Genomic DNA, 23,518 nt, shown 5'->3' with positions numbered 1-23,518 from the left:
AGGAAGCACCATGCGCCATCTCCCCGGCCAGCCGCAAGACCTGCCTGGCAACCGCGCCAGCTTGGGTCATTACGCGGCGCGGCATTTCCAGTTTTCCGTCGACGCAGGCGTCGCCACATTGACCTTGCACCGACCCGAGCGCAAGAATCCGCTGACCTTTGATTCGTATGCGGAATTGCGCGACCTGTTCCGCGCGCTGGCGCATGCGGACGATGTCAAGGCGCTCGTCATCACCGGCAGCGGCGGCAATTTCTGCTCGGGCGGCGACGTGCACGACATCATCGGACCGCTGACGCAGCTCGACATGCCGGGCCTGCTGGCCTTTACGCGCATGACGGGCGACGTGGTGAAAGCCATGCGCGCCTGCCCGCAGCCGATCATCGCCGCCATCGACGGCATTTGCGCGGGGGCCGGCGCCATGCTGGCGCTGGCCTCCGACATCCGCATCGGCACGCCGCGCAGCAAGACGGCCTTCTTGTTTACCCGCGTGGGCCTGGCCGGCTGCGACATGGGCGCCTGCGCCCTGCTGCCGCGTGTGATCGGCCAGGGCCGCGCCGCCGAACTGCTGTACACGGGCCGTTCGCTGGGCGGACCGGAAGCCGAGCGCTGGGGCTTTCTGAATCGCCTGGTCGAGCCGGAAGAACTGGCCGAAGCGGCGGCAACCTTCGCCGCCGGCCTGGCCTGCGGCCCCACGTTCGCGCACGGCATGACCAAGAAAATGCTGCAGCAGGAGTGGAACATGGGCGTCGACGAAGCCATCGAGGCGGAAGCCCAGGCGCAGGCCATCTGCATGGCCACCAATGATTTTCATCGCGCCTACCACGCCTTCGTGGCGAAAGACACACCACAGTTCGAGGGCAACTAGCATGCGTGATACCAGCTATCTGGACTGGCCGTTTTTCGACGCGCGGCACGCGCAGCTTGAGTCCGCACTCGATGCCTGGGCGACGCGGCACCTGGACGGCGCGCACGGCAGCGATGTCGATGCAGCTTGCCGCGCGCTGGTGGCGCTGCTGGGGCAGGGCGGCTGGCTGGCGCATGCCGCCAGCGCCGATGGCCGGATCGACACGCGCGCCATTTGCCTGATCCGCGAAACCCTGGCGCGCCACGACGGCCTGGCCGATTTCGCCTTCGCCATGCAGGGCCTGGGCTCGGGCGCCATCGGCCTGTTCGGCAGCGCGGAGAACAAGGCGCGCTACCTGCCGGACGTGGCCAGCGGCAGGCGCATCGCCGCCTTCGCCCTGTCCGAGCCGCAGGCCGGCTCCGACGTGGCGGCCATGCAGTGCGCGGCGCGCCTGGACGGCGACGCGTATGTGCTCGACGGTGAAAAGACGTGGATCTCGAACGGCGGCATCGCCGACTTTTACGTGGTCTTCGCGCGCACGGGCGAGGCGCCGGGCGCGCGCGGCATTAGCGCCTTCATCGTCGACGCCGACAATCCCGGCCTGGAGATCGCCGAGCGCATCGCCGTCATCGCGCCGCATCCGCTGGCGCGCCTGCGTTTCAATCACTGCCGCGTGCCTGTCACGCAGCGCCTGGGCGAGGCGGGGCAGGGCTTCAAGGTGGCGATGGCGACCCTGGACGTGTTCCGCACCTCGGTGGCCGCCGCCGCCCTGGGCTTCGCGCGCCGCGCGTTTGACGAGGCGCTGCGCCACGCCACGGCGCGCCAGATGTTTGGCCAGACCCTGGCCGATTTTCAATTGACGCAGGCCAAACTGGCGCAGATGGCCACCGGCATCGATGCTTGCGCGCTGCTCACCTACCGCGCCGCCTGGCAGCGCGACCAGGGCCGCAAGGTGACGAAGGAAGCGGCCATGGCCAAGCTGACGGCGACGGAAACGGCGCAGCAGGTGATCGACGCGGCCGTGCAGTTGTTCGGCGGCATGGGCGTCGTCAGCGACCACCCGGTCGAACGCCTGTACCGGGAAATCCGCGCCTTGCGCATCTATGAAGGCGCCAGCGAGGTGCAGCAGCTGATCATCGCGCGCGAAGTGCTGCGCGAGGCGGGCCACGCATGAACCGCATGAACAACGAGGAGAACACGATGCAAGTGCTGCAACCAGCGGGATGGGCGCGGCCGCGCGGCTATGCGAACGGTGTGGCCGCCAGCGGGCGCACGGTCTATGTCAGCGGCATGATCGGCTGGGATGCGCAGGGCGAGTTTCATACGGACGACTTCGCGGGGCAGGTGCGCCAGGCGCTGCTGAACATCGTTGCTGTGCTGGCCGAGGCGGGCGCCTTGCCCGAGCACATCGTGCGCATGACCTGGTACGTGCTGGACAAGAAAGAGTATGTGGCGGCGTATCCACAAATCGGCCTCGCTTACAAGGAAATCATCGGCAAGCACTACCCGTCCATGACGGCGGTGCAGGTGGCCGGGCTGATCGAGGACAGAGCAAGAGTGGAGATCGAAGTGACTGCTGTATTGCTGGATTGAATTCTTTTTTATCAATATTGCACTTTTTGCGACAAAATAAGGAATGTAAAAACATTATCTGTTATGTTATATTTAGCAACCGGAAAATACACCGGTTCCAAATACTGACAGTCGAGGTAGCAGATGCAAAACAAATTCAGAACGGCAAGTGTCTTCCTGCTGGCGGTGGCTGGCGCGGGTTTCTGCTTGAGTGCACAGGCCGCCTCCGGGCCATCGCTGCTGTCTCCTGCCTACCAGGGACAGCTGGAATCCTGGCTGGGCGAAGGGCGCCTGGCGCTGACGAACATCTACAGCAAGGCGGCGGGCGATACGTCGGCCGATTTCCACAAGGCATCCGACGGCAAGGGACGCACCTTTTCCGTGATGGAAGCGACGAACGCCCAGGGACAAACCTGGCTGATCGGTGGCTACAACCCGCAAAGCTGGAATTCCTCGGAAAACTTCCACCAGACGCCAGGCGATGCCGAGCGCACGGGTTTCCTCTTCAATCTGACCAGCGGTGCCCTGCACCGGCAGATGCTGAGCCAGGAAAACAGCGAGTCGACGGGTTCCTACCAGACCTATAACGCGGCCAATACGGGCCCCACGTTCGGCCTGGGCCACGACCTGTACGTGCCGGAAGACCTGACGCACAACGGTTATTCATGGCTGTACAGCTATAGCGCCGACCCGATGCAGCCGCAGCAGCGCCTGAGCTTGCTTGACGGCAGCGTCTACGTGACACCCGACATCACCTATGGCGCCATCCAGATCTTCACTATCAGCGCCGTGCCGGAACCTGCCACCTATGGCCTGCTGCTGGCCGGGCTGGGCGTGCTGGTCGTGGCGCGGCGCGGCAGGCGTCCGGCCAGCCTGGCCTGAACGTTCCAGCGCGGGCAGCTTGCCCTGCGCGGCGAAAAAGCCGGGTCCGGTCGCGGCAGGGCCGACCCTGACGGCTTGCCCTAGGGCAAACGATGCGGGCTGAACGGGATTCGCCGCTTGCCACGCTGTCAATGGCGTGCGCTTGTCTGTATAATGCCGCTGCGCGTGTCGCCATCGTACAATGGATAGTACAAGGTCCTCCTAAGACTTAAATGCAGGTTCGATTCCTGCTGGCGACACCACATTCCCACGCAACGCGCGCCGGTGGCCTGAGTTCATGCTGGCCGCAATGTACTGGTGGTGCCGAGTTGTCGGTACAATGCGTGCTTCATTCATCCAATCGGCAGCTGTTTGGCGCACCACGCGGTGTGCAGGGAACGGCGCCCGAACACCTTTACTCATTATGGCTGTCATTTCTCTTTCATCGGCGCAACTTGCGTTCGGTCACGTCGCGCTGCTCGATCACGCGGAATTTTCACTGGAAACCTCGGAGCGGGTCGGCTTGATCGGCCGCAATGGCACGGGTAAATCCTCCTTGCTGAAAGTCATTTCGGGCAAGTTCAAGCTCGACGATGGCTTGCTGGTCATGCAGCAAGGCATCAAGATCGCCTACGTGGAGCAGGAGCCGCAATTCGACCCGGAAATGTCCGTGTTCGATGCCGTCGCCTCCGGCATGGGCGAATCGCAGGCATGGCTGAAGGAATACGATGCGCTGACGGGCCAGTTTGGCCAGGGCAATGACGACGAACTGATGGAACGCATGCATGACATCCAGGTCAAACTGGACGCGGCCGATGCGTGGAGCTTGCCGAACAAGGTTGAAACCGTACTCGACCGCTTGAACCTGACGGGCGACATGGCCATGAAAACCCTGTCCGGCGGTATGCAAAAGCGCGTGGCGCTGGCGCGCGCGCTGGTCTCGGCGCCGGACGTGCTGCTGCTCGATGAGCCGACCAACCATCTGGACTTCAGCTCCATCCTGTGGCTGGAAGGCTTGTTGCGCGACTTCAAGGGTAGCGTACTGTTCATTACCCATGACCGCTCCTTCCTCGACAATGTTGCCACGCGCATCATCGAGCTGGACCGTGGCCGCCTGCTGTCGTATCCGGGCAACTTCACGGCCTACCAGGTGCGCAAGGCTGAGCAGCTGGAAATCGAGGAAGTGGAAAACGCCAAGTTCGACAAGTTCCTGGCGCAGGAAGAAGTGTGGATACGCAAGGGCGTCAAGGCCCGCCGCGTGCGCGACGAAGGCCGCGTGCGCCGCCTGGAAGCGCTGCGCCTGACGCGCAATGCGCGCCGCGAGCAGCAGGGGCAGGTCAAGCTCGATGTGTCGGCCGGCGAACGCTCGGGCAAGATCGTGGCGGACCTGGAAAACGTCTCGAAGATCTACGGCGACAAGGTCATCGTCAAGGACTTCAGCGCCACCATCCTGCGCGGCGACAAGGTCGGCCTGATCGGCGCCAACGGCGCCGGCAAGACCACCTTGCTGAAAATGATCCTCGGCGAAGAGCAGTCGGACACGGGCACCATCCGCCTGGGCACGAAATTGCAGGTGGCGTACTTCGACCAGATGCGCACGCAGCTGAACGAAGAAGCGAACCTGATGGAAACCATCGCGCCGGGCAGCGACTGGGTCGAGATCAACGGCCAGCGCCGTCACGTGATGACCTACCTGAACGACTTCCTGTTCGCGCCGGAACGCGCACGTTCGCCCGTCAAGTCGCTGTCCGGTGGCGAGCGCAACCGTTTGCTGCTGGCGCGCCTGTTCGCCAAGCCGGCCAACGTGCTGGTGCTCGATGAGCCGACCAATGACTTGGATATCGATACCCTGGAACTGCTGGAAGAGTTGCTGGAAGAATACACCGGCACCGTATTCCTCGTCAGCCATGACCGTACCTTCCTCGACAACGTCGTCACGCAAGTGATCGTCGCCGAAGGCGAGGGCAAGTGGCGCGAATTCGTCGGCGGCTACACGGACTGGGAGCGCGTGCGCACCTTGCCGATCGCCACGGCGCCGGCCAGCAAGCCGGCCGTCAAGGTCGAAGCGGCCGCCCCGGTTGCCAAGCAGAAAAAGCTCAGCTACAAGGAACAGCGCGAACTGGAAGAGTTGCCGAAACTGATCGCCAAGCTGGAAGATGAGCAGTCGGTGCTGGCGGCCGAACTGTCGCATCCGGACTTCTACAAGAAGACGCCGGCCGAAGGCAAGCGCCTGAACGCCCGCGTGGCCGAGATCGAAGGCGAGCTGCTGGAAGCGCTGGAAAAGTGGGAACAGATCGAGGCGCGCGCGAACGCTTGATAGTTTTCCCCCTCTCCTGTTGTAATTAAGTTAGGATTACTTGCCACGGCAACGGTCCGGCTTGATATAATTATATAATTATATTTTTTACATCGGGGGATGCATGTTTGTTATGAAAAACACGCGATCCGGGCCTGTGCGTCCGGCGCGTCGGCCTGTCCCGGGCGCGCCGCACGATGTTTGACCGCGCCGCCTTGCCCCGGGTAGCGCCATTCCTGGCCTACCTCTCCTTCATTTTTATTGCCGACATGCTGGGCCGCGCCGGCTTTGCCGCGCAGGAACTGCGCTGGCTGTACGCCGTCAAGATCGGCGTCGTGCTGGCCATGCTGTTGTATTGGCGCCGCAGTTATACGGAATTGCGCTGGACGCCGATGGGTGCGCGCACCCTGGCCGTGGCGCTGATCACGGGGATTGTTGTTTTTTTGCTGTGGATCAACCTCAGCGCCGGCTGGATGACGATCGGCAGCGCCGACGGCTTCGACCCGCGCAATGATGGCCAGATCGAATGGAGCCTGGTGCTGCTGCGCATCGCCGGCGCGGCGCTGGTGGTGCCCGTGATGGAAGAGCTGTTCTGGCGCTCCTTCCTGCTGCGCTGGATCGATGCGCCCAATTTCCTCGCCTTCCAGCCGCGCCTGGCCAGTGCCAAGGCGCTGGTCATCAGCGTGGTGCTGTTTGGCTTTGAGCACAATCTGTGGCTCGCCGGCATCGTTGCAGGGGCCGCATATAGCCTGCTGTACATGCGTAGCCAGAACCTGTGGTCGCCCATCCTCGCGCATGGCGTGACGAATGGCGTGCTGGGCATCTGGATTGTTTCCGGTGGACACTGGACTTACTGGTAATATTGCCAATCAACTGTTTGCTCTCTCAAAGACAATGCCCATGTTGAATTTTTCGCGTAAGAATACCCCCGCCGTAGCCCTTGCCCGCGCGCGCCGCGCCAGCCTGCGCCTGCGGCACCTGCCCGCCGCGCTGCTGTTGCTCGGTGGGGCGGCGGCCAGCCAGTCCGCCTTCGCCGCCTTCAACGACACGATTTCACCGTTCATCGCCACCTCGTATTCGTATGACGACAACCTGTTCCGTCTCGATGATAACGCACCCGGCTTCCAGGGCCAGCGCTCGGACACGTCGCGGCAGGTGCAGGCCGGTTTCCTGTTCAACCGTCCCATCGGGCGGCAGATCCTGACGGGGCAGGCGAAATGGTCGCGCGTGTATTTCGACCATTTCGACGAACTCGATTACAGCGGCAAGGATTACCTGGCCGACCTGGAATGGCATATCGCCAACCACCTGGAAGGCCACGTGGGCGCCAGTTATTCGCAAACCCTGACGCCGTTCAGCGACGTGCGCAGCACCGACCGCAATCTGCGCGTGCTGCACCGCGAGTATGCGAATGGCGGCTGGCGCTTCCATCCCAGCTGGCGCGTGCGCGGCGGTTTCACGCGCGAGCGCTATACCTATGATTCCGTGGCCCTGCGCTACGCCGACCGCACGGAAAATGCCACCGAGCTGGGACTCGACTATCTGCCATCGACGGACAGCCGCATCGGCCTGCAGCTGCGCCACCTGAAAGGCAGCTATCCCTACCGCAACAATATCGCCGGCCTGGGGCTGGACACGGGCTATGAGCAGGACGAGGTGAAGGCGAATATCTACTGGCGCTTCAGCGGCATCACCCAGGTGCAGCTGCTGGGCGGCTGGGTCAAGCGCAAGAACCAGCTGTTCGCGGGCCGCGATTCCAGCGGCGCGAATGGCCGTTTGACGGTGTACTGGGCGCCGCTGGGCAAGGTGCGTTTCACGGGCAGCGTCTGGCATGAATTTGCCGCCGTGGAAAGTTCGCTGATTACCAGCAGCCTGAACAATGGCGCCAGTCTGGGCGCCACCTGGGATGCCACCGCGAAAATCCGCGTCGATGCGCTGCTGCGCCGCGAAAAGCGCGACTTCTCGGAAGTGAGCGGGCTCAACTTGCCGGGCGACGTCAGCGACACGACGCGCACCGCCTCGCTGGGCCTCACCTATAATATCCGGCCGAACATCCAGCTGGGCCTGAGCGCCTTCCGCGATTCGCGTACGGGTGCGCCCATTATCAATACAGGCAGCTACCGGGCCAAAGGTGTTTCATTCAATGCCAGTGCGCAGTTCTGAAGAGTCCCATGACGGTTAATGATATTCCCCTGATTTCCTTTTTCCAGCGTGTCCTCGATCCGCTCATCATCATGGGCACGCTGTACCTGCTGTCGGTGCTGGGCGGCACGCCCTTTACCGGCTATTCGCTGGTGCTGATGATACTGGCGTTCTTCATCTCGTCGTCCGTGTTCCAGTATGTCGACCCCTACCGTACCTGGCGCAGCGGGCGCATGCTCGCGTATGCGCGCGACGTGCTCGTTGGCTGGACGGTGACGGTGCTGATCCTAGTCTTCCTGGGCTCGGCGACGGGCCTGGCTTTTCATTTTGACCGCGACCTGGTGCTGGGCTGGTTCCTGCTGACGCCGTTCGTGCTGCTGGCCAGCCACCTGGCGGCACGCCGCCTGATCGCCGATCCTGGGCGCGGCAGCGAGGTGCGTTCGGTGGTGATCATCGGCGCCAATGACGCCAGCCTGAAGTTCGCCGCCACGGTGGAGCGCAATCCCAACCTGTTCATGCAGGTGTGCGGCTTCTTCGATGACCGCACCGATGACCGCTGGCCGGAAAAAATGCGCGAACCCATGCTGGGACGCATGGCCGATATTGCCGCCTATGTGCGCACCCACAATATCAAGATGATATTCATCAGCCAGCCCATTTCCGCGCAGCCGCGCATCCGCAAGATGCTCGACGAATTGCAGGATACGACGGCTTCCGTGTATTTCTTGCCAGATATTTACATCTTTGACCTGATGCAGGCGCGCTTCGACAGCGTGGGCGGCATGCCCGTGATCGCCATCCGCGAGTCGCCATTTACGGGCTTTAACAGCATGGTCAAGCGGGGCAGCGATATCGTGCTGGGCTTGCTGATCCAGATCATGCTGCTGCCCGTGATGCTGGTCATCGCCATCGCCGTCAAGGCCACCTCCAAGGGGCCGGTGATTTTCCGCCAGCGCCGCTACGGCTTGTATGGCGAGGAAATCATCGTCTATAAATTCCGCTCGATGACTGTCAGCGAGGATGGCGCCGTGGTGACGCAGGCCACCAAGAACGACCAGCGCGTCACGCGCATCGGCGGCTTCCTGCGCCGCAGTTCGCTCGATGAATTGCCGCAGTTTATCAACGTGCTGCAAGGGCGCATGAGCATTGTCGGACCACGCCCGCATGCCGTGGCGCACAATGAGCAGTACCGCAAGCTGATCAAGGGTTACATGCTGCGCCACAAGGTCAAGCCGGGCATCACGGGATGGGCGCAGGTGAATGGCTTGCGCGGCGAAACGGAAACCCTCGACAAGATGGAGGCGCGCATCCATTTCGACCTCGATTACCTGCGCAACTGGTCGCTCTGGCTGGATTTGTGGATCATCTTGCGTACAGTCAAGGTCGTGCTGAAACGCGACAATGCACACTAGGCGCCACACTCGCAACACTCGGGTGAATGTTTTACTTGTCGGCCAGAGATAAGCGATAAAATGAGGCATGCCGGGCGCGCCCCGCGAATCGCCGCAAGGCAGCGCGCAGGCAGTGTGCCCGTCATCCAGACAACATGACAATAACGACGCCTGGCAAAGCCGGCGCGGGCGGATGTGCGTTGTGCCGGGGAAGCGCTGCTGTGTTTGTGCACGGCGAGCATCGCCGGGCGCAAAGCGCCACGCGCGGCAGGTTTTGAGCGGTGTTTCAAATGCTTGCTTGCCGCCCTGCGGCCTATTGCTTCGATAGTCACACGGCAAGAGCCGGCCGCCGGCGCCATGCCGCGGCAGTTGGCAGTTCCAGAGAAAACAGCGGGGAAAAACAGCGTTGGCCAGCGTGCGGCAACAGTCGTTTTTTCCATGTAATATGTTTTTTTTGAAACAATTTTCCTCTGGGAATAGTTGTATTTATGGATATTTAATGATATTTTAAGCAAATATTTCTGTTAGTACTATGCATCCAGCGGTAGTTTATTTATAATATTGCAATGATGTTGTCATTTTACGCAGTGAAACGCCGCCGGATTGGTGGCCTTTCACTGTGCTGGTGGCGGAATGGCATGGCCTCCGTCTGGCAATTTCCCAATCCCCAAGGAGTAATTTTGAAGCATTTCGATATGGCAAGACTGACGGTCCCTCAACTTGGCGTGCCCAGGCGCGTGCTGTGGGCCGGTGCCTTTCTCGTCATTGCAGCTGGCATGTCGGCATGCGGCGGGAGCAAGGAAAAGAAAGCCGGCCAGACCCTGGCCAGCGTGAATGGCGAAGAAATCACGGTGCTGCAGCTCAATGAAGAGTTGCAGCGGGCTAACGTCCAGGCCAGCCAGCAAGAGGCTGCCAGCAAGCAGTTGCTCGAATCGCTGATCGACCGCCAGCTGCTGCAAAGCGAAGCGGCGAAAGAAAAGCTCGACCGCGAGCCGAAGGTGGTGCAAGCCATCGAACGGGCCAAATCGCTGATCATCGCCCAGGCCTACATGCAAAAGCGCGTCGGCACGATTGCCCGCCCGACCAAGGCCGAAGTGGAAAAATACTTCACCAGCAACCCGCAATTTTTCTCGCAGCGCAAGCAATTCGACATGCGCGAACTGATCATTGCCACGGCCGACATGAATGACGACCTGAAGGCGGCAATGGACAGTGCCAAATCGCTCGAGGACGTGGCGGCATGGCTGGACGCGCACAAGGTCAAGTATGGCCGTGCCCAGCTGTCGCGCACCAGCGCCGACCTGGCGCCCGAACTGACGGGCAAGCTGCTGAGCATGCCGAAAGGCCAGTTGTTCATTATCCGCGAAGGCGACCGCACCTTGCTGATCTCGCTGGCAGACGTCAAGGACAGCCCTGTCACCCTGGAAGTGGCGGCGCCGCAGATTGAACAGTTCTTGTACAACAAGAAGAGCAAGGAAGCGGCCGATGCGGAACTGGCGCGCTGCGTGCGGCAGCCAAAATCGAGTACCTGAACAAGGGCGCCACGGGCAAGGATGCCAGCGCCGCCGCTTCGGCAGCCGCTTCCGCGCCAGCGCCGGCCGCTGCTGTGACGCCGGTCGCGCCAGTGGTGGTAGCGCCAGCCGTGCCTGCCTCGGCGCCGACGACCTCAAACGAAGCCAATGACCGCGGCGTTGCCGGACTGAAGTAAAGCGTGGGCACGACCATTTTCAACTGAAGCATATCAATAGAATTGGGTACTAACATGAAACGACTCGCTCTCTGGATCATGGCCGCTGTCCTGGCTTGCAGTGCTGGCTTCGCGTCCGCCGCTGATGTCTTGCTGGGGCCCGGCGACGTGCTGAAATTGTCCGTCTACGGCAGTCCCGACCTGGGACTGGAAACGCGCGTCAGCGAGGCCGGTGAAATTACCTTCCCCCTGATCGGCGCGGTGGCGGTGGGCGGCCTGTCCGTAGCCGCGGCGGAAAAGAAGATCGGCGGCCTGCTGGAAGGTGGCGGTTTCATCCGCAAAGCCCAGGTCAACATCATCGTGTCCGCGCTGCAAAGCCAGCAGGTCTCGGTACTGGGCCAGGTCAACCGTCCCGGACGCTATCCGCTGGAAGGGCGCCGCAGTATGCTTGACGTGCTGGCCATGGCGGGTGGCCTGAGCGCCGATGGCGGCGACAGCGTGAGCCTGATCCGCAAGCGCAACGGCAAGACCACCAAGGAAAGCGTCGATATCGTCGACATGGTGCGCAGCGCCGACCTGAACCGCGACTATGACATGGCCGGCAACGACGTCATCTATGTCGAACGCGCGCCGCGCTTTTATATCTACGGCGAAGTGCAGCGTCCGGGCGCCTTCCGCCTCGAGCGCTCCATGACGGTGCTGCAAGCGCTGTCCGTGGGCGGCGGTCTGACGCAGCGCGGCACCGAACGCGGCGTGCGCATCAAACGCCGCGACGAGGCGGGCAAGCTGGAAGTCATTTCGGCCAAGCATGACGATCTGCTGCAAGTGGACGACGTCGTGTATGTGCAGGAAAGCCTGTTCTAACACCATGGCCAGCGGCATTCACCGGCTAGCCAGTATTTCTTTTTTTTACGGCATGGGAATCAATTCATGAGCTTTTCACAATTTTTATTGATCCTACGGGCGCGCCGCTGGATTTTGCTGCTGACCTTGCTGGTCACCGTCTCGGTGACCGTGGTCGTCAGCCTGTTGCTGCCCAAGACCTACAAGGCCACCAGCTCGCTGCTGCTCAACTACAAGGGCGTCGATCCGGTGACGGGCCTGACCATGCCGGGGCAGCTGTTGCCTGGCTACATGGCCACGCAGATCGATATCATCAGCAGCAAGAACGTGGCCCTGCATGTGGTCGATTCGCTGCGCCTGGCCGACAGTCCTGCCGTCGTGGCGCAGTTCAACGAAGCGACGGAAGGCAAGGGCACCGTGCGCGACTGGCTGGCCGACCTGCTGCTGGCCAAGCTGGACATCGTGCCGTCGCGCGAAAGCAGCGTGGTCGACATCAGCTTCAAGGGTGCCGATCCGCAATTCGTGGCGGCCGTGGCGAATGCTTTCGCCGACGAGTACCAGAAAATCAATATCCAGCTGAAGGTCGATCCCATGAAGAAGGCGTCCGCCTACTTCAGCGACCAGATCAAGCTGCTGCGCGACAACGTGGAAGTGGCGCAAAGCCGTCTCTCCAAATATCAGCAGGAGCACGGCATCGTCAGCATCGATAACCGCCTCGACGTGGAATCGAACCGCCTGAACGACCTGTCGGCGCAGCTGGTGGGCGCGCAGGGCCAGGCGATGGAAGCGACGTCGCGCCAGCGCATGGCGCAGGGCAGCAATGCTACCGAGTCGCCTGACGTGGCGGCCAATCCCCTGATCCAGAGCCTGAAGGTCAACCTGGGCAGTGCGGAATCGAAGTTTGCCGAAGTGTCGCAGCGCCTGAGCGTGAACCATCCGCAATACCAGAGCGCCAAGGCCGAAGTCGACAAGCTGCGCGCCGATCTGCAGGCACAGCTGCGTATCGCCTCTAACAGCGTGGGCAACAATGCACAGATCATGCAGCAGCGCGAAGGCGCGATCCGCGCCGCCCTGGCCGAGCAAAAGACCAAGGTGCTGGAACTGAACCGCACGCGCGATGAAATGGGCGTGCTGGCGAAAGACGTGGAAAGCGCGCAGCGCGCCTTTGACGTGGCCTCGCAGCGTTTCTCGCAAACCAAGATCGAAGGGCAGTCGGACCAGTCGGATATTTCCGTGTTGAATCCAGCCGTGCCGCCGATCAAGCCGGCAGGACCGAAGATCCTGGTGAACACCGTGCTGGCCGTGTTCCTGGGCGGCATGCTGGGCCTGGCGTTCAGCGTGCTGGCCGAGATGCTCAACCGCCGCGTGCGTTCCGAAGGCGATTTGCAGGATGTGCTGCAAGCGCCGGTGCTGGGCGTGATCAACTGGAATCCGCCGGCGAAAAAACGCCGCAGCTTCCTGAATGCCTTTACTTTCCGCCGTTTGCGGGCCAACTAATCGATGGATACTCCCATGAACCACCCAGCGCTGAGCAATACCATACGTCCACAGGCCCGCGGCGGCGATTCCAGCATCGGTGGCTTGCTGTTGGAATCTGGCAAGATCACTCCTGAAAACGCCGAACGCGTGCTGCGCATGCAAAAGGAACTGGGCATCCGCTTCGGCGAAGCAGCCCAGCGCCTGGGCCTGATCACGGAAGCGGATATCCAGCAAGTGCTGGCGCGCCAGTTCGACTATCCGTACCTGCAGCAGGGCCAGGGCAAGTATTCGGCCCGCCTGCTGGCCGCGTATCAACCGTTCAGCCCGCAGGTCGAAGTGCTGCGCGCCATTCGCAGCCAGCTGATGCTGCGCTGGTTCGCCCTCGGCCGCAAGTCGCTGGTGATCATGGGCGTCGACAGCGGCGATGGCGCCAGCTTGTTCGCGGCCAACCTGGCCGTGGTGTTTTCGCAGCTGGGCGAGCATACCCTGCTCGTGGATGCCAACCTGCGCACGCCGAGCCAGCACCAGATCTTCGACCTGAAGAACAAGCAGGGCCTGTCCGACGTGCTGGCGGGACGCGCCGACCTCGACGCCATCGCCAAGATCGACGAATTCGTCGATCTGCACATCCTCGAAGCAGGTACCTTGCCGCCGAATCCGCAGGAATTGCTCAGCCGCACCGCCTTCACGGACTTGAACGCGCGCCTGGAAAGCCACTTCGACGTGGTCCTCTACGACGCCGCTTCGCTGTCTGCAGGTTCCGATGCGCTGGCCATTGCCGCGCGCGCCGGTGGCGTGCTGCTGGTGACGCGCCGCAATGAAACCCTGGTGGCGGACTTGAACGCGGCCAGCGAGCAGCTGTCGCAAATCGGCGCGGACGTCGTCGGCTCCGTGATGGTTGAATTCTGATGGCTGGTCTGGACACCGCTGCTGTGTTACCGCGGATTAAGAAGCTGGCGCCCGAGTGGCTGCCGATTGCGATAGGCTTCGTGTGCATGTTCGGATCGACTTTCTATGGCCTGTTTCACGGCGTGTGGGCCACGGAAGAGCAAGCCCACGGCCCCATCATCCTGGTCTTGTCGCTGTGGCTGATGGCCCGCCGCTGGAAGGACGTGCCGCCGGCCGCCGGCAGCGCGGCCGCCGGCTGGCCCGTGTTCATCGTCTCGCTGCTGCTGTATATCCTGGGCACCTCGCAGCAAATCGTCTCGTTCGAAATCCTCTCGTTCATCTTCATGCTGGCCGCTTTGCTGCTGTTCAAGCGCGGCCCCGGCGCCTTGCGCGTGCTGTGGTTCCCCTTCTTTTTCATGCTGTTCATGGTGCCGCTGCCAAGCTCCGTGGTCAGCACGCTGACCATGCCGATGAAGCAGGCCGTCTCGTATGTTACCGAGCACCTGCTGTACTGGGCCGGCTATCCCATCGCGCGTACCGGGGTGATCCTGCAGATTGGCCAGTACCAGCTATTGGTGGCCGATGCCTGCGCAGGCCTGCAGACCCTGCTGACGCTTGAATCGCTGGGCCTGTTCTACCTCAACGTGGTGCGCCATACCTCGGCCTTCCGCAACATCGGCCTGGCCCTGCTGATCGTGCCGATCTCGTTTACGGCCAACGTCATCCGCGTCTGCGTGCTGACCTTGATTACCTATTATTTCGGCGACGCCGCAGGGCAGGGCTTCTTGCACGGTTTTGCCGGCATGGTCCTGTTCATCAGCGCGCTGGTACTCATCATTGGCGTGGATTCGCTGCTGCAGTGGCTGTCGCGTTCGCGCCGTCCGCCAGCGGCGCGGCCGCAGGGAGCAGGCGCATGAAACGAGCAATCTTGAGCAGTATCGTCCTGGGCGTGCTGATGGCGGCCTCGGCAGGAACGGCGAAGTTGATCACGCCGACGCATTTCCTCGCCGACAAGCGTCCGCCGGTCGAGCTGAAGGCCCTGGTGCCGACACAGTTCGGCAACTGGCGCGAAGAGACGCAAGGCCACGCGAATGTGATCAACCCGAGCACCGAAGAGGCGCTGAAGGCGATCTACACGCAAACCCTGTCGCGCACTTATGTGAACAACGAAGGCTATCGGGTGATGCTGTCGATCGCCTACGGCGCCAATCAGAGCGACGGCATGCAGCTGCATTATCCGGAAGTGTGCTATCCGGCGCAGGGCTTCGAGCTGACGGGCAAGCAGGATGGCGTGCTGGCCACGCCGCAGGGCGATATCAAGGTCAAGCGCCTGCAGACGAATCTGTCGCGCGAACGCTACGAGCCGGTGACGTACTGGAGCACGGTCGGCGATGTGGTGGTGCGTAGCGGAAATGAAAAGAAAATCGCGGAAATGCGCTATCGCCTGGCCGGCGATATTCCGGACGGCCTGCTGTTCCGCGTGTCGTCGCTGGACACCGATACGCAGCGCTCGTTTGCCATGCAGGAAGACTTTGTCAATGCGATGCTGAAGGTGCTGCCGGAGAATAGCCGGCGCCGCTTGATGGGCTTTGCCAATTAAGCGTGGTACATGTGGCGCCGTTGCCGGCGCCGGTGGAGCTGCTTTGCCAGCGTGTAGTCAGGGAGGAATGGTTGTCGAATTTCACGAGTTTACGGCGGTTAGCAGATAAAGGCAGGAAAATATGGTCGCGGCTCAGGGAGCCGGTGCGCTCCATGCGCGACCTGGGCCTGGGCGCCCGGGCCGGTTTTCGCGGCGCCCGCAAGAGTGCCGCCTATCAGGCCGCTTACGACATGCCGCAGCCGCTGGTGACCATCTGCGTGGCCACCTACAACCGCGGCGTGCTGCTGACGCAGCGCTGCCTGCCGTCGCTGCTGGCGCAGGATTATCCGCACCTGCAGATCGTGGTGGTGGGCGATTGCTGCACCGATGACACGGCCGAGCGCGTGGCGGCGCTGAACGATCCGCGCATCGAGTTCGTCAACCTGACCGAGCGGGGCGTGTATCCGACGGAGCCGCGCCAGCGCTGGATGGTGGCCGGCACCCTGGCCCTGAACCATGCCTTGTCGCTGGCGCGCGGCCAGTTCGTCACGCACCTCGACGACGATGACGAGCACGCGCCGGAGCGCATCAGCAAACTGCTGGCCCTGGCGCGCAGCACGCGCGCCGACATCATCTGGCATCCCTTCGATTACGAAAGGGTGCCCGATGAGTGGCACGTGAACCAGGCGCCGCATTTTGCGGTGAACAATGTGTCGACCTCGTCCGTGTTCTACCACCGCTGGCTGGCCTCGATACCCTGGGATATCACGGCCTGGCGCTATGCGGAGCCGGGCGACTGGAACCGTTTTCGCAAGATCCGCTACCTCGGCGTGCGCGCCGTGCGTGCGCCCGACCGCTTGCTGAAACATTACCGCGAGCGCAACCAGAAGGCCTAGCCACCGTCCGCCCTATATAATTGTTGCCATTATGAAAAAAATCTTCGTTACCGAACCGTCCCTGCCGCCGCTCGATGAATTCATGCCCTATCTGCAAAAGATCTGGGACAGCAAATGGCTGACCAATGCCGGCCCTTTCCACCAGGAACTCGAGCGGGAACTGGCCGAATACCTGGGCGTCAAGCACCTGGCCCTGTTTACCAATGCGACCATCGCGCTGGTGACGGCGCTGCAGGCGTTGCGCATTTCCGGCGAGGTCATTACCACGCCGTACTCGTTCGTGGCCACCGCCCATTCCCTGTTGTGGAATGGCATCAAGCCCGTGTTTGTCGACATCGATCCGCGCACTTTCAACCTGGACGCGGCGAAGATCGAGGCGGCCATCACGCCGCAGACGACGGCCATTTTCCCCGTGCATGTGTACGGCACGCCATGCAACGTGGAAGAGATCGAGCGCATCGCCGACACCTACGGCCTGAAGGTCATTTATGACGCCGCGCATGCGTTCGGCGTGCGCCACAAGGGTACCAGCGTGCTCAATTACGGCGACTTGTCGGTGCTGAGTTTCCATGCCACCAAGGTCTTCAATACCTTCGAGGGCGGCGCCATCATCTGTCCCGATGCCAAGACCAAGCAGCGCATCGACCACCTGAAAAATTTTGGCATCGTCGATGAAACGACCGTCGTCGCGCCCGGCATCAATGGCAAGATGAATGAAGTGCAGGCGGCATTCGGCTTGCTGCAGCTCAAGCACGTCGACCAGGCGCTGGCGCGCCGCGCGCAGATCGCCGCCCGCTACCGCGACAACCTGGCTACGGTGCCCGGCATTACGGTACCGGCCGTGAACGATCCCGCGCAGCTGAACAACTCCTACTTCCCCGTCTTCGTGGAAGCGGATTTCCCGCTGCAGCGCGATGCCCTGTATGCCTATCTGCAGACGCAAAACATCATGACGCGCCGCTATTTCTATCCACTCATCAGCGAATTCCCCATGTACCGCGGCTTGCCGTCGGCTGGCCGGCATTTGCTGCCGGTGGCCCACCATGTGGCGGACCGGGTGCTGTGCCTGCCGATCTACCCGGATTTGCCGCTGGAGCAAGTGGACCGTATCTGCGATATCCTGCGCACCTTGCCAGCGCAGTGACGCGCAGCAGCGGGAGCAACATGTTTTCTTTTAATGCAGTCATGGCCGGTTGGTACCGTCCAGCCGCCCGCCAGGATCACGAGCATGACGCCGCCGGCCAATAATTTTAATCTGCTGCGCCTGCTGGCTGCCTGGCTGGTACTGTTTTCGCATAGTTATCACTTGAGCGCGCAGGGCGCGCGCGAGCCGCTGATGCTGCTGACGGATGGGCGCATGACTCTGGGCACGGTGGCCGTTGGCGTGTTCTTTTCCATCAGCGGCTACCTGATCACGGCGAGCGCGTATGCGCGCCCTGAACTACGTTCGTTTCTCAGTGCGCGCGTGCGGCGCATCTTCCCCGCCCTGATCCTGGTGGTGGTGCTGACGGCGTTGTTGCTGGGACCGCTGGTCACGACCCTGGAGCTGGCCGACTACTACCGCGATGGCGAGACGTGGAGCTACATCGCGCGCAATATCACCATGTGGCATTTGCAATATGTCTTGCCGGGTGTGTTCACCGCCAATCCGTACGGGGCGGCCGTGAATGGTTCGCTGTGGACCCTGCCCATCGAGTTTTCGCTGTACTTGGCCGTGGGCGGCGGCGTGTGGCTATTGCGCCGCATCGGTCGCCTGGACTCGGTCGCCTTGCCCCTGCTGGCGATCGTGGCCGTGTGCGCGCTGTGCTGGTGGAAGGTGCTTGATGGCAGCATGGCCGGGCCGATATTGCTGGTTCCCTATTTTTTGCTGGGCGCCGCCTATCGCCTGCTGCGCCGCCGCGTGCCCATGCATGGCGGCATCGCCGCCCTGCTGCTGGCCGTGTGGGGCGCCGGCGCGCTGGTGCCAGGGCCGCTGTTCCACCTGCTGGCCTGTGTGGCGATCAGTTATGCCACCTTGTGGCTGGGGCGCCMCCCCGCGTGGGTGGCGCCCGTCAACCTGGAAAAGATCGGTGACTTGTCGTATGGGATTTATCTGTTTGCCTTTCCCGTGCAGCAAACGCTGCTGATGTACGGCTGGGCGACGACGCCGGTCGGCGTGTGCCTGCTGGCCAGCGCCATCGTGCTGCCCCTGGCGTGGTGCTGCTGGCATGCTGTCGAGCGCCATTTCGTGGTCATGCGCACCTCGGCCGTGCCGCCCGCCGACGTCGCCGCCGTGCAGGTGCGGCCTTGAGCGACTTGAAGCGGATAGTCGGCATGAGTGTGGCACGCGGCTACGGCATGGTGCTGTCGCTGGGCACCCTGTTCGTCTCGGCGCGCCTGCTGGGGCCGGATGGCCGCGGCGAGTTTGCCGCCGCCATGGCGTGGGCGGCACTGTTTGCCACCTTGTTCCACCTGAGCCTGGGGCAAGCCCTGCAGCACCGCCTGCAGTCGGCCGACAGCAAGCCGGCGCTGGGCGCGCAGATGGGCACGCTGGGCGGCATGGCGCTGGGCCTGTCGCTGCTGGCGCTGGCGCTGGCGGCGCTGCTGTACGCGGTGACGGGAGGCGCGCTGTTCAAGGGATTGTCGCTGTTGCCATTGAGTATAGCCATGGCGTGCGTGCCCTTGCTGATCTGGGAGCAGTATGCCTCGAACATGCTGGCGGCCAGCGCCCAGACGGGTTTGCTGAATCGCGCCCAGTACTGGGGCCGCAGCATCGGTTTTCTGCTGTTCTTTTTGCTGGTGATGTACCTGGGCTGGGGCGTGCCGGGCGCGCTCGCCTCGCAGTTGCTGGGCCAGTTTTTCGTTGCCGCCTTGGTGGCCTGGCCGCTGTGGCAGCTGGCGGGCCGCTCGGCCAGCTGGGTGAAGAGCGAAGTGCGCCCCCTGATGAGCGCGGGCGCCATCATCCACCTGACGACGGTGAGCGCCTTCCTGCTGGACCAGGTGAGCATCTTGCTGATCAATCATGACCTGGGCAAGCGCGAAGTGGGGTTTTACCAGCTGGCGCAGCAGATGGTGGCCTTGCTGCTGATCGTGCCGCAGAGTGCGCTGATGGTGATTTATGGCGGCCTGGCGCGCGCCACGCCGGACGCCTTCTGGCCGCAGCAGCGCCGGCTGGCGAAAAAAGTGCTGCTGGCGGTGGCGGGCGTGTGTGTGGTGGCCTACCTGCTGGCGCCGCTGATGATTTCGCTGGTGGCCGGCCAGGCGTTCGCACCCAGCGCGGCGATGTTCCGCGCCTTGCTGCCGACGGTGCTGGGCATCAGCCTGGCGCTGCTGATGACGCCGCAATGGATAGGGCGGGGCATGCTGAAACTGAATACCGGCTTGACGATCGCAACGAGCATCGTCGTCGTGGCGGCCAGCTACTGGGCCATTCCCCGCTACGGGGTGGACGGTGCGATCAATGTGCGCCTGGCCGTGTATGCGGTATGGATACCGCTGGCGCAGGGCATTTTCTGGTGGTGGTGTAATCGTGGCGCACGCAACTACGCGGCGCTGCAAACAAGCAAGGGAGCACAATGATGGCAAGACAAAAACGCAGTTCCTTCCAGGGGAGTTTCTTACTGATGGGCATGCTGCTCATCGGGGCGGCGTTTTTGTGCCTGATCGCTGGCCTGATGGCGGCCGTGCTGTCGCCGGGCGCGCTGGTGCGCCTGCTGGCCGTGCCGATGGGCGTGATGGCGCTGATCGGCATGTGGGTCATGCCCAAGCGCAAGACCGCGCCCGATGCTTTGCTGAACGGCTTGCTGTTGCTGCTGGTGCTGTTCATCAACCTGTGGCCCGCCTACATCGTCTACCGCTTCGGTGGCTTGCCGTCGATCAATCCGACCAAGCTGGCCTGGCTGTCGCTGCTGATGGTGGGCGGCTTTTGCATCCTGTCCTGCCGCGACCCCATGGAACGCCTGGTGCGGCGCTGCAAGGCGCATCCCTTCATGGTCTTCAGCGTGCTGTTCCTGTTTGCCTGGCGCGTGCTCAGCTCGGCAATGGGCGAACAGCCGATTTCGCAGGTGCTGTCGCTGGCCGTGGAAGTCATTACCTGCTACATCGCTTTCTTCGTCTTCCTGGCGATACTGCGCGATGAAAAGGATGTGTACCGCCTGCTGGGCCTGCTGATCCTCGTTGCCATCGTCCAGGCCCTGCTCGCTTCATATGAGGCGGCCGTGAAGCACACCCTGTTCGACCGCTTCATCGTGCTCAGCGCGGAAGATTCGGCAACCATGCTCGACACCGTGCGTGAAAAATTCCGCGACGGCCATTACCGGGCCCAGGGCACGTTCGAGCATCCCATGGTGCTGGCCGAATTCATGGCCATGATGGCGCCGCTGGCCGTGGCTGTGTTTCTCAGCAACCCGACGCGTCTGCTGCGCTGGGCCAGCGCGGCCTTCATTCCGCTGGCCTTCATCGTGATCCTGTCCTCGCGCAGCCGCGTCGGCGTCGTGGTGCTGGTGGCGGCCGTGCTGCTGGCCGGCGCCTTGCTGCTGCTGCCGCGCGGGCGCAACCTGGGGCAGGAAAAAGCCAATCTGTCGCTGCTGATGGCCATCCTGCTGCTGCCCGTGTTCCTGATCGTCGGCTATTTCGCCCTGCATGAGGTCACGGCCCTGGTGGTGGGCCGCAGCCAGGGTGAAATGAGCAGCACCATGTCGCGCGTGATGATGCTCGAGCGGGGCATGCCGCTGATCGCCGCCAATCCCTTCATGGGGTTCGGCAATGGCATCGGCGTGGTCAAGCTGGGCTTTTTCGATGGCGTGCGCTACAACATCGATAACTATTGGCTGGGTATCGCACTCGATTCCGGCATACCTGGCTTGCTGGCCTTCCTGTCGATTTTCGGCAGCGGGGTGCTGCTGGGCCTGAAGATGTACAAGCAGCGGGCCGACGGCGCCGGTATGGCGGCCGGCTTCATGGCCATCGCCATCCTGATTTTGCTCGGCTGTAAAACCGTGCTGTCGATTTTTTCCGGCCTGACCCTCGGCTACCTGCTGCTGGCGGCGATTGTCGTGCTGGCCGAATCGCCTGAACAAGCCGCGCCGGAGGTGGATAAAAAGGTGAAGCGCCCGGGCCGCACGCTGAAAGCGAAATAAATGCCGATACCGGAAAAGTCTCCCAAGGTCTGGATCGTCCTCGTCAACTGGAATGGCTGGCGTGACGCCGTCGAATGCCTGGAAAGCGTGCTGCGTCTCGATTATCCCGACTTCGGGGTGATCGTCTGCGACAACGCTTCCAGCGACGGCTCGATCGGCAAGCTGCGCGACTGGGCCGCCGGTACGCTGGCCTGGACGGCGCCCGCCGGTCCGCTGGCCCGGCTGACGACGCCGCCGGTGCCGAAGCCGGTGGCGTGCGAGCACGTGCGCGCGCCGGCCAGCTTCCGCCATGGCGACAGCGCCGCGCGCCTGCTGCTGGTCGAGACGGGAGGCAACCTGGGCTTTGCCGGAGGCAACAATGTCGGCATCCGTATCGCGCTCGACGACCCCGCCTGCGCCTATGTGTGGCTGCTGAATAACGACACGGTGGTCGAACCAGGCTGCCTGGCGGCGATGGTGCGGCGCGCCGGCATGGATGCCGAGACGGGCATCACGGGGTCCGTGAATTGCTTCTATGCCGACCCCGGGCGCGTGCAGGCCCTGGGCGGCGGGCATTTCTCGCCATGGCGCGTGGCCATTGACCTGCACGGCATCGGCATGCGCCGCAGCGACATCGATGCGGCGGCGGTGCAGCGCGCGCAGGCGCGGCTCGACTGGGTCAGCGGCGCTTCCATGCTGGTGTCGCGCCGCTTCCTGCAGGGCGTCGGCGAGATGGAAGAATCCTATTTCCTGTATTTCGAGGAAATCGACTGGGCCCTGCGCGCGCGCGGGCGTTTCCGCCAGGCGCTGGCGGAAGACGCCATCGTCTACCACAAGGCGGGTAGCTCGACCAAGGAGCAGCACGACAGCGACTTCGCCATCTATACCCAGTACCGCTCGCGCTTCAAGATGTACCGCAAGCTGCTGCCCCGCCTGCTTGTGCTGTGCCATGTGCGCACCGTGCGCGACATGCTGGTAGCGGCCCTGCGGGGGCGCAAGGTGGCGTCGCGCGCCATGCTGCGCGCCATGCGCGACGACTTGTCCTGACACGCCCCGCCCGGTACCCACCCGCATGCCTTGCCAACTTTTCCTTTCAGATTATCCATGCCAGCCACTGACCTGACTCCACGCGATGCCGCCGGCGCGCAGCAAGCGCCGCTGCTGACCATCATCATCAAGGCCCTCAACGAGGAACAGCATATCGAGGCCTGCCTGCGCTCGGCCCTGGCCGAATGCGAGGGCCTCGACGCGGAAGTGCTGCTGGTCGATTCGCTGTCGCGCGACCGCACGGTGGCGATCGCCAGGCAGTTTGGCGTGCGCATCGTGCAGTTCGTCTCGACCGACGACCGCAATTGCGGCGCGGCGCTGCAGCTCGGGTATCAGTATGCGCGCGGGCGCTACCTGTACGTGCTCGATGGTGACATGACCCTGGAGCCGGGCTTTATCGCCCAGGCCCTCGCGTACCTGGAAGCGCATCCCGGCGTGGCGGGCGTCGGCGGGCGCCTGATCGATACGGCGGTGCGCACCGTCGCCGACAAGATGCGCGTGCAGCAGTACGCTTCGCTGGCGCCAGAACGGGATGTGACGGCGCTGGGCGGCGGCGGCCTGTACCGTGGCGCTGCGATCGAGGCCGTCGGCTACCTGGCCAACCGCTGGCTGGCCGCCTTCGAGGAAGCGGAACTGGGTGCGCGCCTGCGCGCGGCCGGCTGGCGCCTGGTGCGCCTGGCGCTGCCCGCCGTGCGGCACTCGGGGCACAATGAAACGTCGCTGCAAATGATGCTGCGCCTGTGGCGCATCGGCCGCATCGAAGCGAGCGGCGTGTTCCTGCGCGCGGCGTTCGGCCACCGCTGGTTCAAGTATGCGGCGCGCACCTGCTGGTTTGTCTTTGCCGCTCCCGCCCTGTACCTGGCGGCCGGCCTGTTGGCGGGCGCGGCCGCGCTGGCC

At 63.1% G+C, this 23,518-nt stretch carries 21 protein-coding genes and 1 tRNA gene; all 22 read left to right on the top strand.

Features of this window, described 5'->3' with window-relative positions; all coding sequences use genetic code 11:
* Nucleotides 1-10 precede the first annotated feature (10 nt).
* Nucleotides 11-865 carry an enoyl-CoA hydratase family protein gene (locus JaAD80_RS17290; RefSeq protein WP_102295804.1) on the top strand — a complete coding sequence of 285 codons (855 nt, stop codon included), beginning with the start codon at nucleotides 11-13 and terminating at the stop codon, nucleotides 863-865.
* A 1-nt stretch (nucleotide 866) separates the two neighbouring features.
* Complete coding sequence (locus JaAD80_RS17285) at nucleotides 867-2,018, top strand: acyl-CoA dehydrogenase family protein (protein WP_102295802.1); 1,152 nt, start codon at nucleotides 867-869, stop codon at nucleotides 2,016-2,018.
* 26 nt (nucleotides 2,019-2,044) lie between these two features.
* Entirely contained in the window at nucleotides 2,045-2,437 is a 393-nt protein-coding gene (locus JaAD80_RS17280) for a RidA family protein (protein WP_102295828.1), read from the top strand.
* A gap of 123 nt (nucleotides 2,438-2,560) precedes the next feature.
* A complete protein-coding gene (locus tag JaAD80_RS17275) occupies nucleotides 2,561-3,298 on the top strand; it encodes a PEP_CTERM-anchored TLD domain-containing protein (protein ID WP_102295801.1) in 738 nt (245 codons plus the stop codon).
* Nucleotides 3,299-3,465: 167 nt separating this feature from the next.
* Nucleotides 3,466-3,540: transfer RNA gene (locus JaAD80_RS17270), tRNA-Arg, on the top strand.
* A 161-nt stretch (nucleotides 3,541-3,701) separates the two neighbouring features.
* Nucleotides 3,702-5,594, top strand: coding sequence for an ATP-binding cassette domain-containing protein (locus tag JaAD80_RS17265; protein WP_102295799.1), 1,893 nt, complete (start codon nucleotides 3,702-3,704; stop codon nucleotides 5,592-5,594).
* Between the two features lie 176 nt (nucleotides 5,595-5,770).
* Nucleotides 5,771-6,433, top strand: coding sequence for a CAAX prenyl protease-related protein (locus JaAD80_RS17260; RefSeq protein ID WP_102295798.1), 663 nt, complete (start codon nucleotides 5,771-5,773; stop codon nucleotides 6,431-6,433).
* A gap of 40 nt (nucleotides 6,434-6,473) precedes the next feature.
* Nucleotides 6,474-7,736, top strand: coding sequence for an XrtB/PEP-CTERM-associated polysaccharide biosynthesis outer membrane protein EpsL (epsL, locus tag JaAD80_RS17255; RefSeq protein ID WP_102295796.1), 1,263 nt, complete (start codon nucleotides 6,474-6,476; stop codon nucleotides 7,734-7,736).
* Nucleotides 7,737-7,744: 8 nt separating this feature from the next.
* On the top strand, nucleotides 7,745-9,127 hold the full coding sequence (locus JaAD80_RS17250; protein ID WP_102295795.1) for an undecaprenyl-phosphate glucose phosphotransferase: 1,383 nt from the start codon (nucleotides 7,745-7,747) through the stop codon (nucleotides 9,125-9,127).
* Nucleotides 9,128-9,786: 659 nt separating this feature from the next.
* Nucleotides 9,787-10,638, top strand: coding sequence for an EpsD family peptidyl-prolyl cis-trans isomerase (locus JaAD80_RS17245; protein ID WP_258003050.1), 852 nt, complete (start codon nucleotides 9,787-9,789; stop codon nucleotides 10,636-10,638).
* 230 nt (nucleotides 10,639-10,868) lie between these two features.
* Nucleotides 10,869-11,657 (top strand): polysaccharide export protein EpsE, encoded by a 789-nt coding sequence (gene epsE / locus JaAD80_RS17240; RefSeq protein WP_102295793.1) that lies wholly within the window; start codon nucleotides 10,869-10,871, stop codon nucleotides 11,655-11,657.
* A gap of 66 nt (nucleotides 11,658-11,723) precedes the next feature.
* Nucleotides 11,724-13,133: a chain length determinant protein EpsF gene (epsF, locus tag JaAD80_RS17235; protein ID WP_102295791.1), complete on the top strand. Its 1,410-nt coding sequence runs from the start codon at nucleotides 11,724-11,726 to the stop codon at nucleotides 13,131-13,133.
* Nucleotides 13,134-13,148: 15 nt separating this feature from the next.
* Nucleotides 13,149-14,024: a chain length determinant protein tyrosine kinase EpsG gene (gene epsG / locus JaAD80_RS17230; protein WP_258003049.1), complete on the top strand. Its 876-nt coding sequence runs from the start codon at nucleotides 13,149-13,151 to the stop codon at nucleotides 14,022-14,024.
* Entirely contained in the window at nucleotides 14,024-14,920 is an 897-nt protein-coding gene (xrtB, locus tag JaAD80_RS17225) for an exosortase B (protein ID WP_102295787.1), read from the top strand. The genes epsG and xrtB overlap by 1 nt, the downstream gene beginning before the upstream one ends.
* Nucleotides 14,917-15,603 carry an exosortase-associated protein EpsI, B-type gene (gene epsI, locus JaAD80_RS17220; RefSeq protein ID WP_102295786.1) on the top strand — a complete coding sequence of 229 codons (687 nt, stop codon included), beginning with the start codon at nucleotides 14,917-14,919 and terminating at the stop codon, nucleotides 15,601-15,603. Before xrtB ends, epsI begins: the two co-directional genes overlap by 4 nt.
* 152 nt (nucleotides 15,604-15,755) lie before the next feature.
* Nucleotides 15,756-16,478, top strand: a complete 723-nt coding sequence (locus JaAD80_RS17215) for a glycosyltransferase family 2 protein (protein ID WP_102295784.1) — start codon at nucleotides 15,756-15,758, stop codon at nucleotides 16,476-16,478.
* Nucleotides 16,479-16,509: 31 nt separating this feature from the next.
* The gene (locus JaAD80_RS17210) at nucleotides 16,510-17,622 is read left to right on the top strand and encodes a DegT/DnrJ/EryC1/StrS aminotransferase family protein (protein ID WP_102295783.1); all 1,113 of its coding nucleotides are present in this window, start codon (nucleotides 16,510-16,512) and stop codon (nucleotides 17,620-17,622) included.
* 84 nt (nucleotides 17,623-17,706) lie between these two features.
* The gene (locus JaAD80_RS17205) at nucleotides 17,707-18,768 is read left to right on the top strand and encodes an acyltransferase (protein WP_180979455.1); all 1,062 of its coding nucleotides are present in this window, start codon (nucleotides 17,707-17,709) and stop codon (nucleotides 18,766-18,768) included.
* Between the two features lie 23 nt (nucleotides 18,769-18,791).
* Entirely contained in the window at nucleotides 18,792-20,036 is a 1,245-nt protein-coding gene (locus tag JaAD80_RS17200) for a lipopolysaccharide biosynthesis protein (RefSeq protein ID WP_258003048.1), read from the top strand.
* Nucleotides 20,036-21,595, top strand: a complete 1,560-nt coding sequence (locus JaAD80_RS17195) for an O-antigen ligase (RefSeq protein WP_258003047.1) — start codon at nucleotides 20,036-20,038, stop codon at nucleotides 21,593-21,595. Before JaAD80_RS17200 ends, JaAD80_RS17195 begins: the two co-directional genes overlap by 1 nt.
* Entirely contained in the window at nucleotides 21,596-22,621 is a 1,026-nt protein-coding gene (locus JaAD80_RS17190) for a glycosyltransferase family 2 protein (RefSeq protein ID WP_258003046.1), read from the top strand. It abuts the gene before it with no gap.
* Between the two features lie 57 nt (nucleotides 22,622-22,678).
* Nucleotides 22,679-23,518, top strand: an 840-nt coding sequence (locus JaAD80_RS17185) for a glycosyltransferase (protein WP_102295777.1), incomplete at its 3' end; no start/stop codon positions are given.

This window comes from Janthinobacterium sp. AD80, assembly GCF_002878455.1.
Taxonomy (GTDB): Bacteria; Pseudomonadota; Gammaproteobacteria; order Burkholderiales; family Burkholderiaceae_D; genus Janthinobacterium.
Note: the sequence above shows the minus strand (reverse complement) of the source record. Positions and strands in the feature narration are given on the sequence as shown.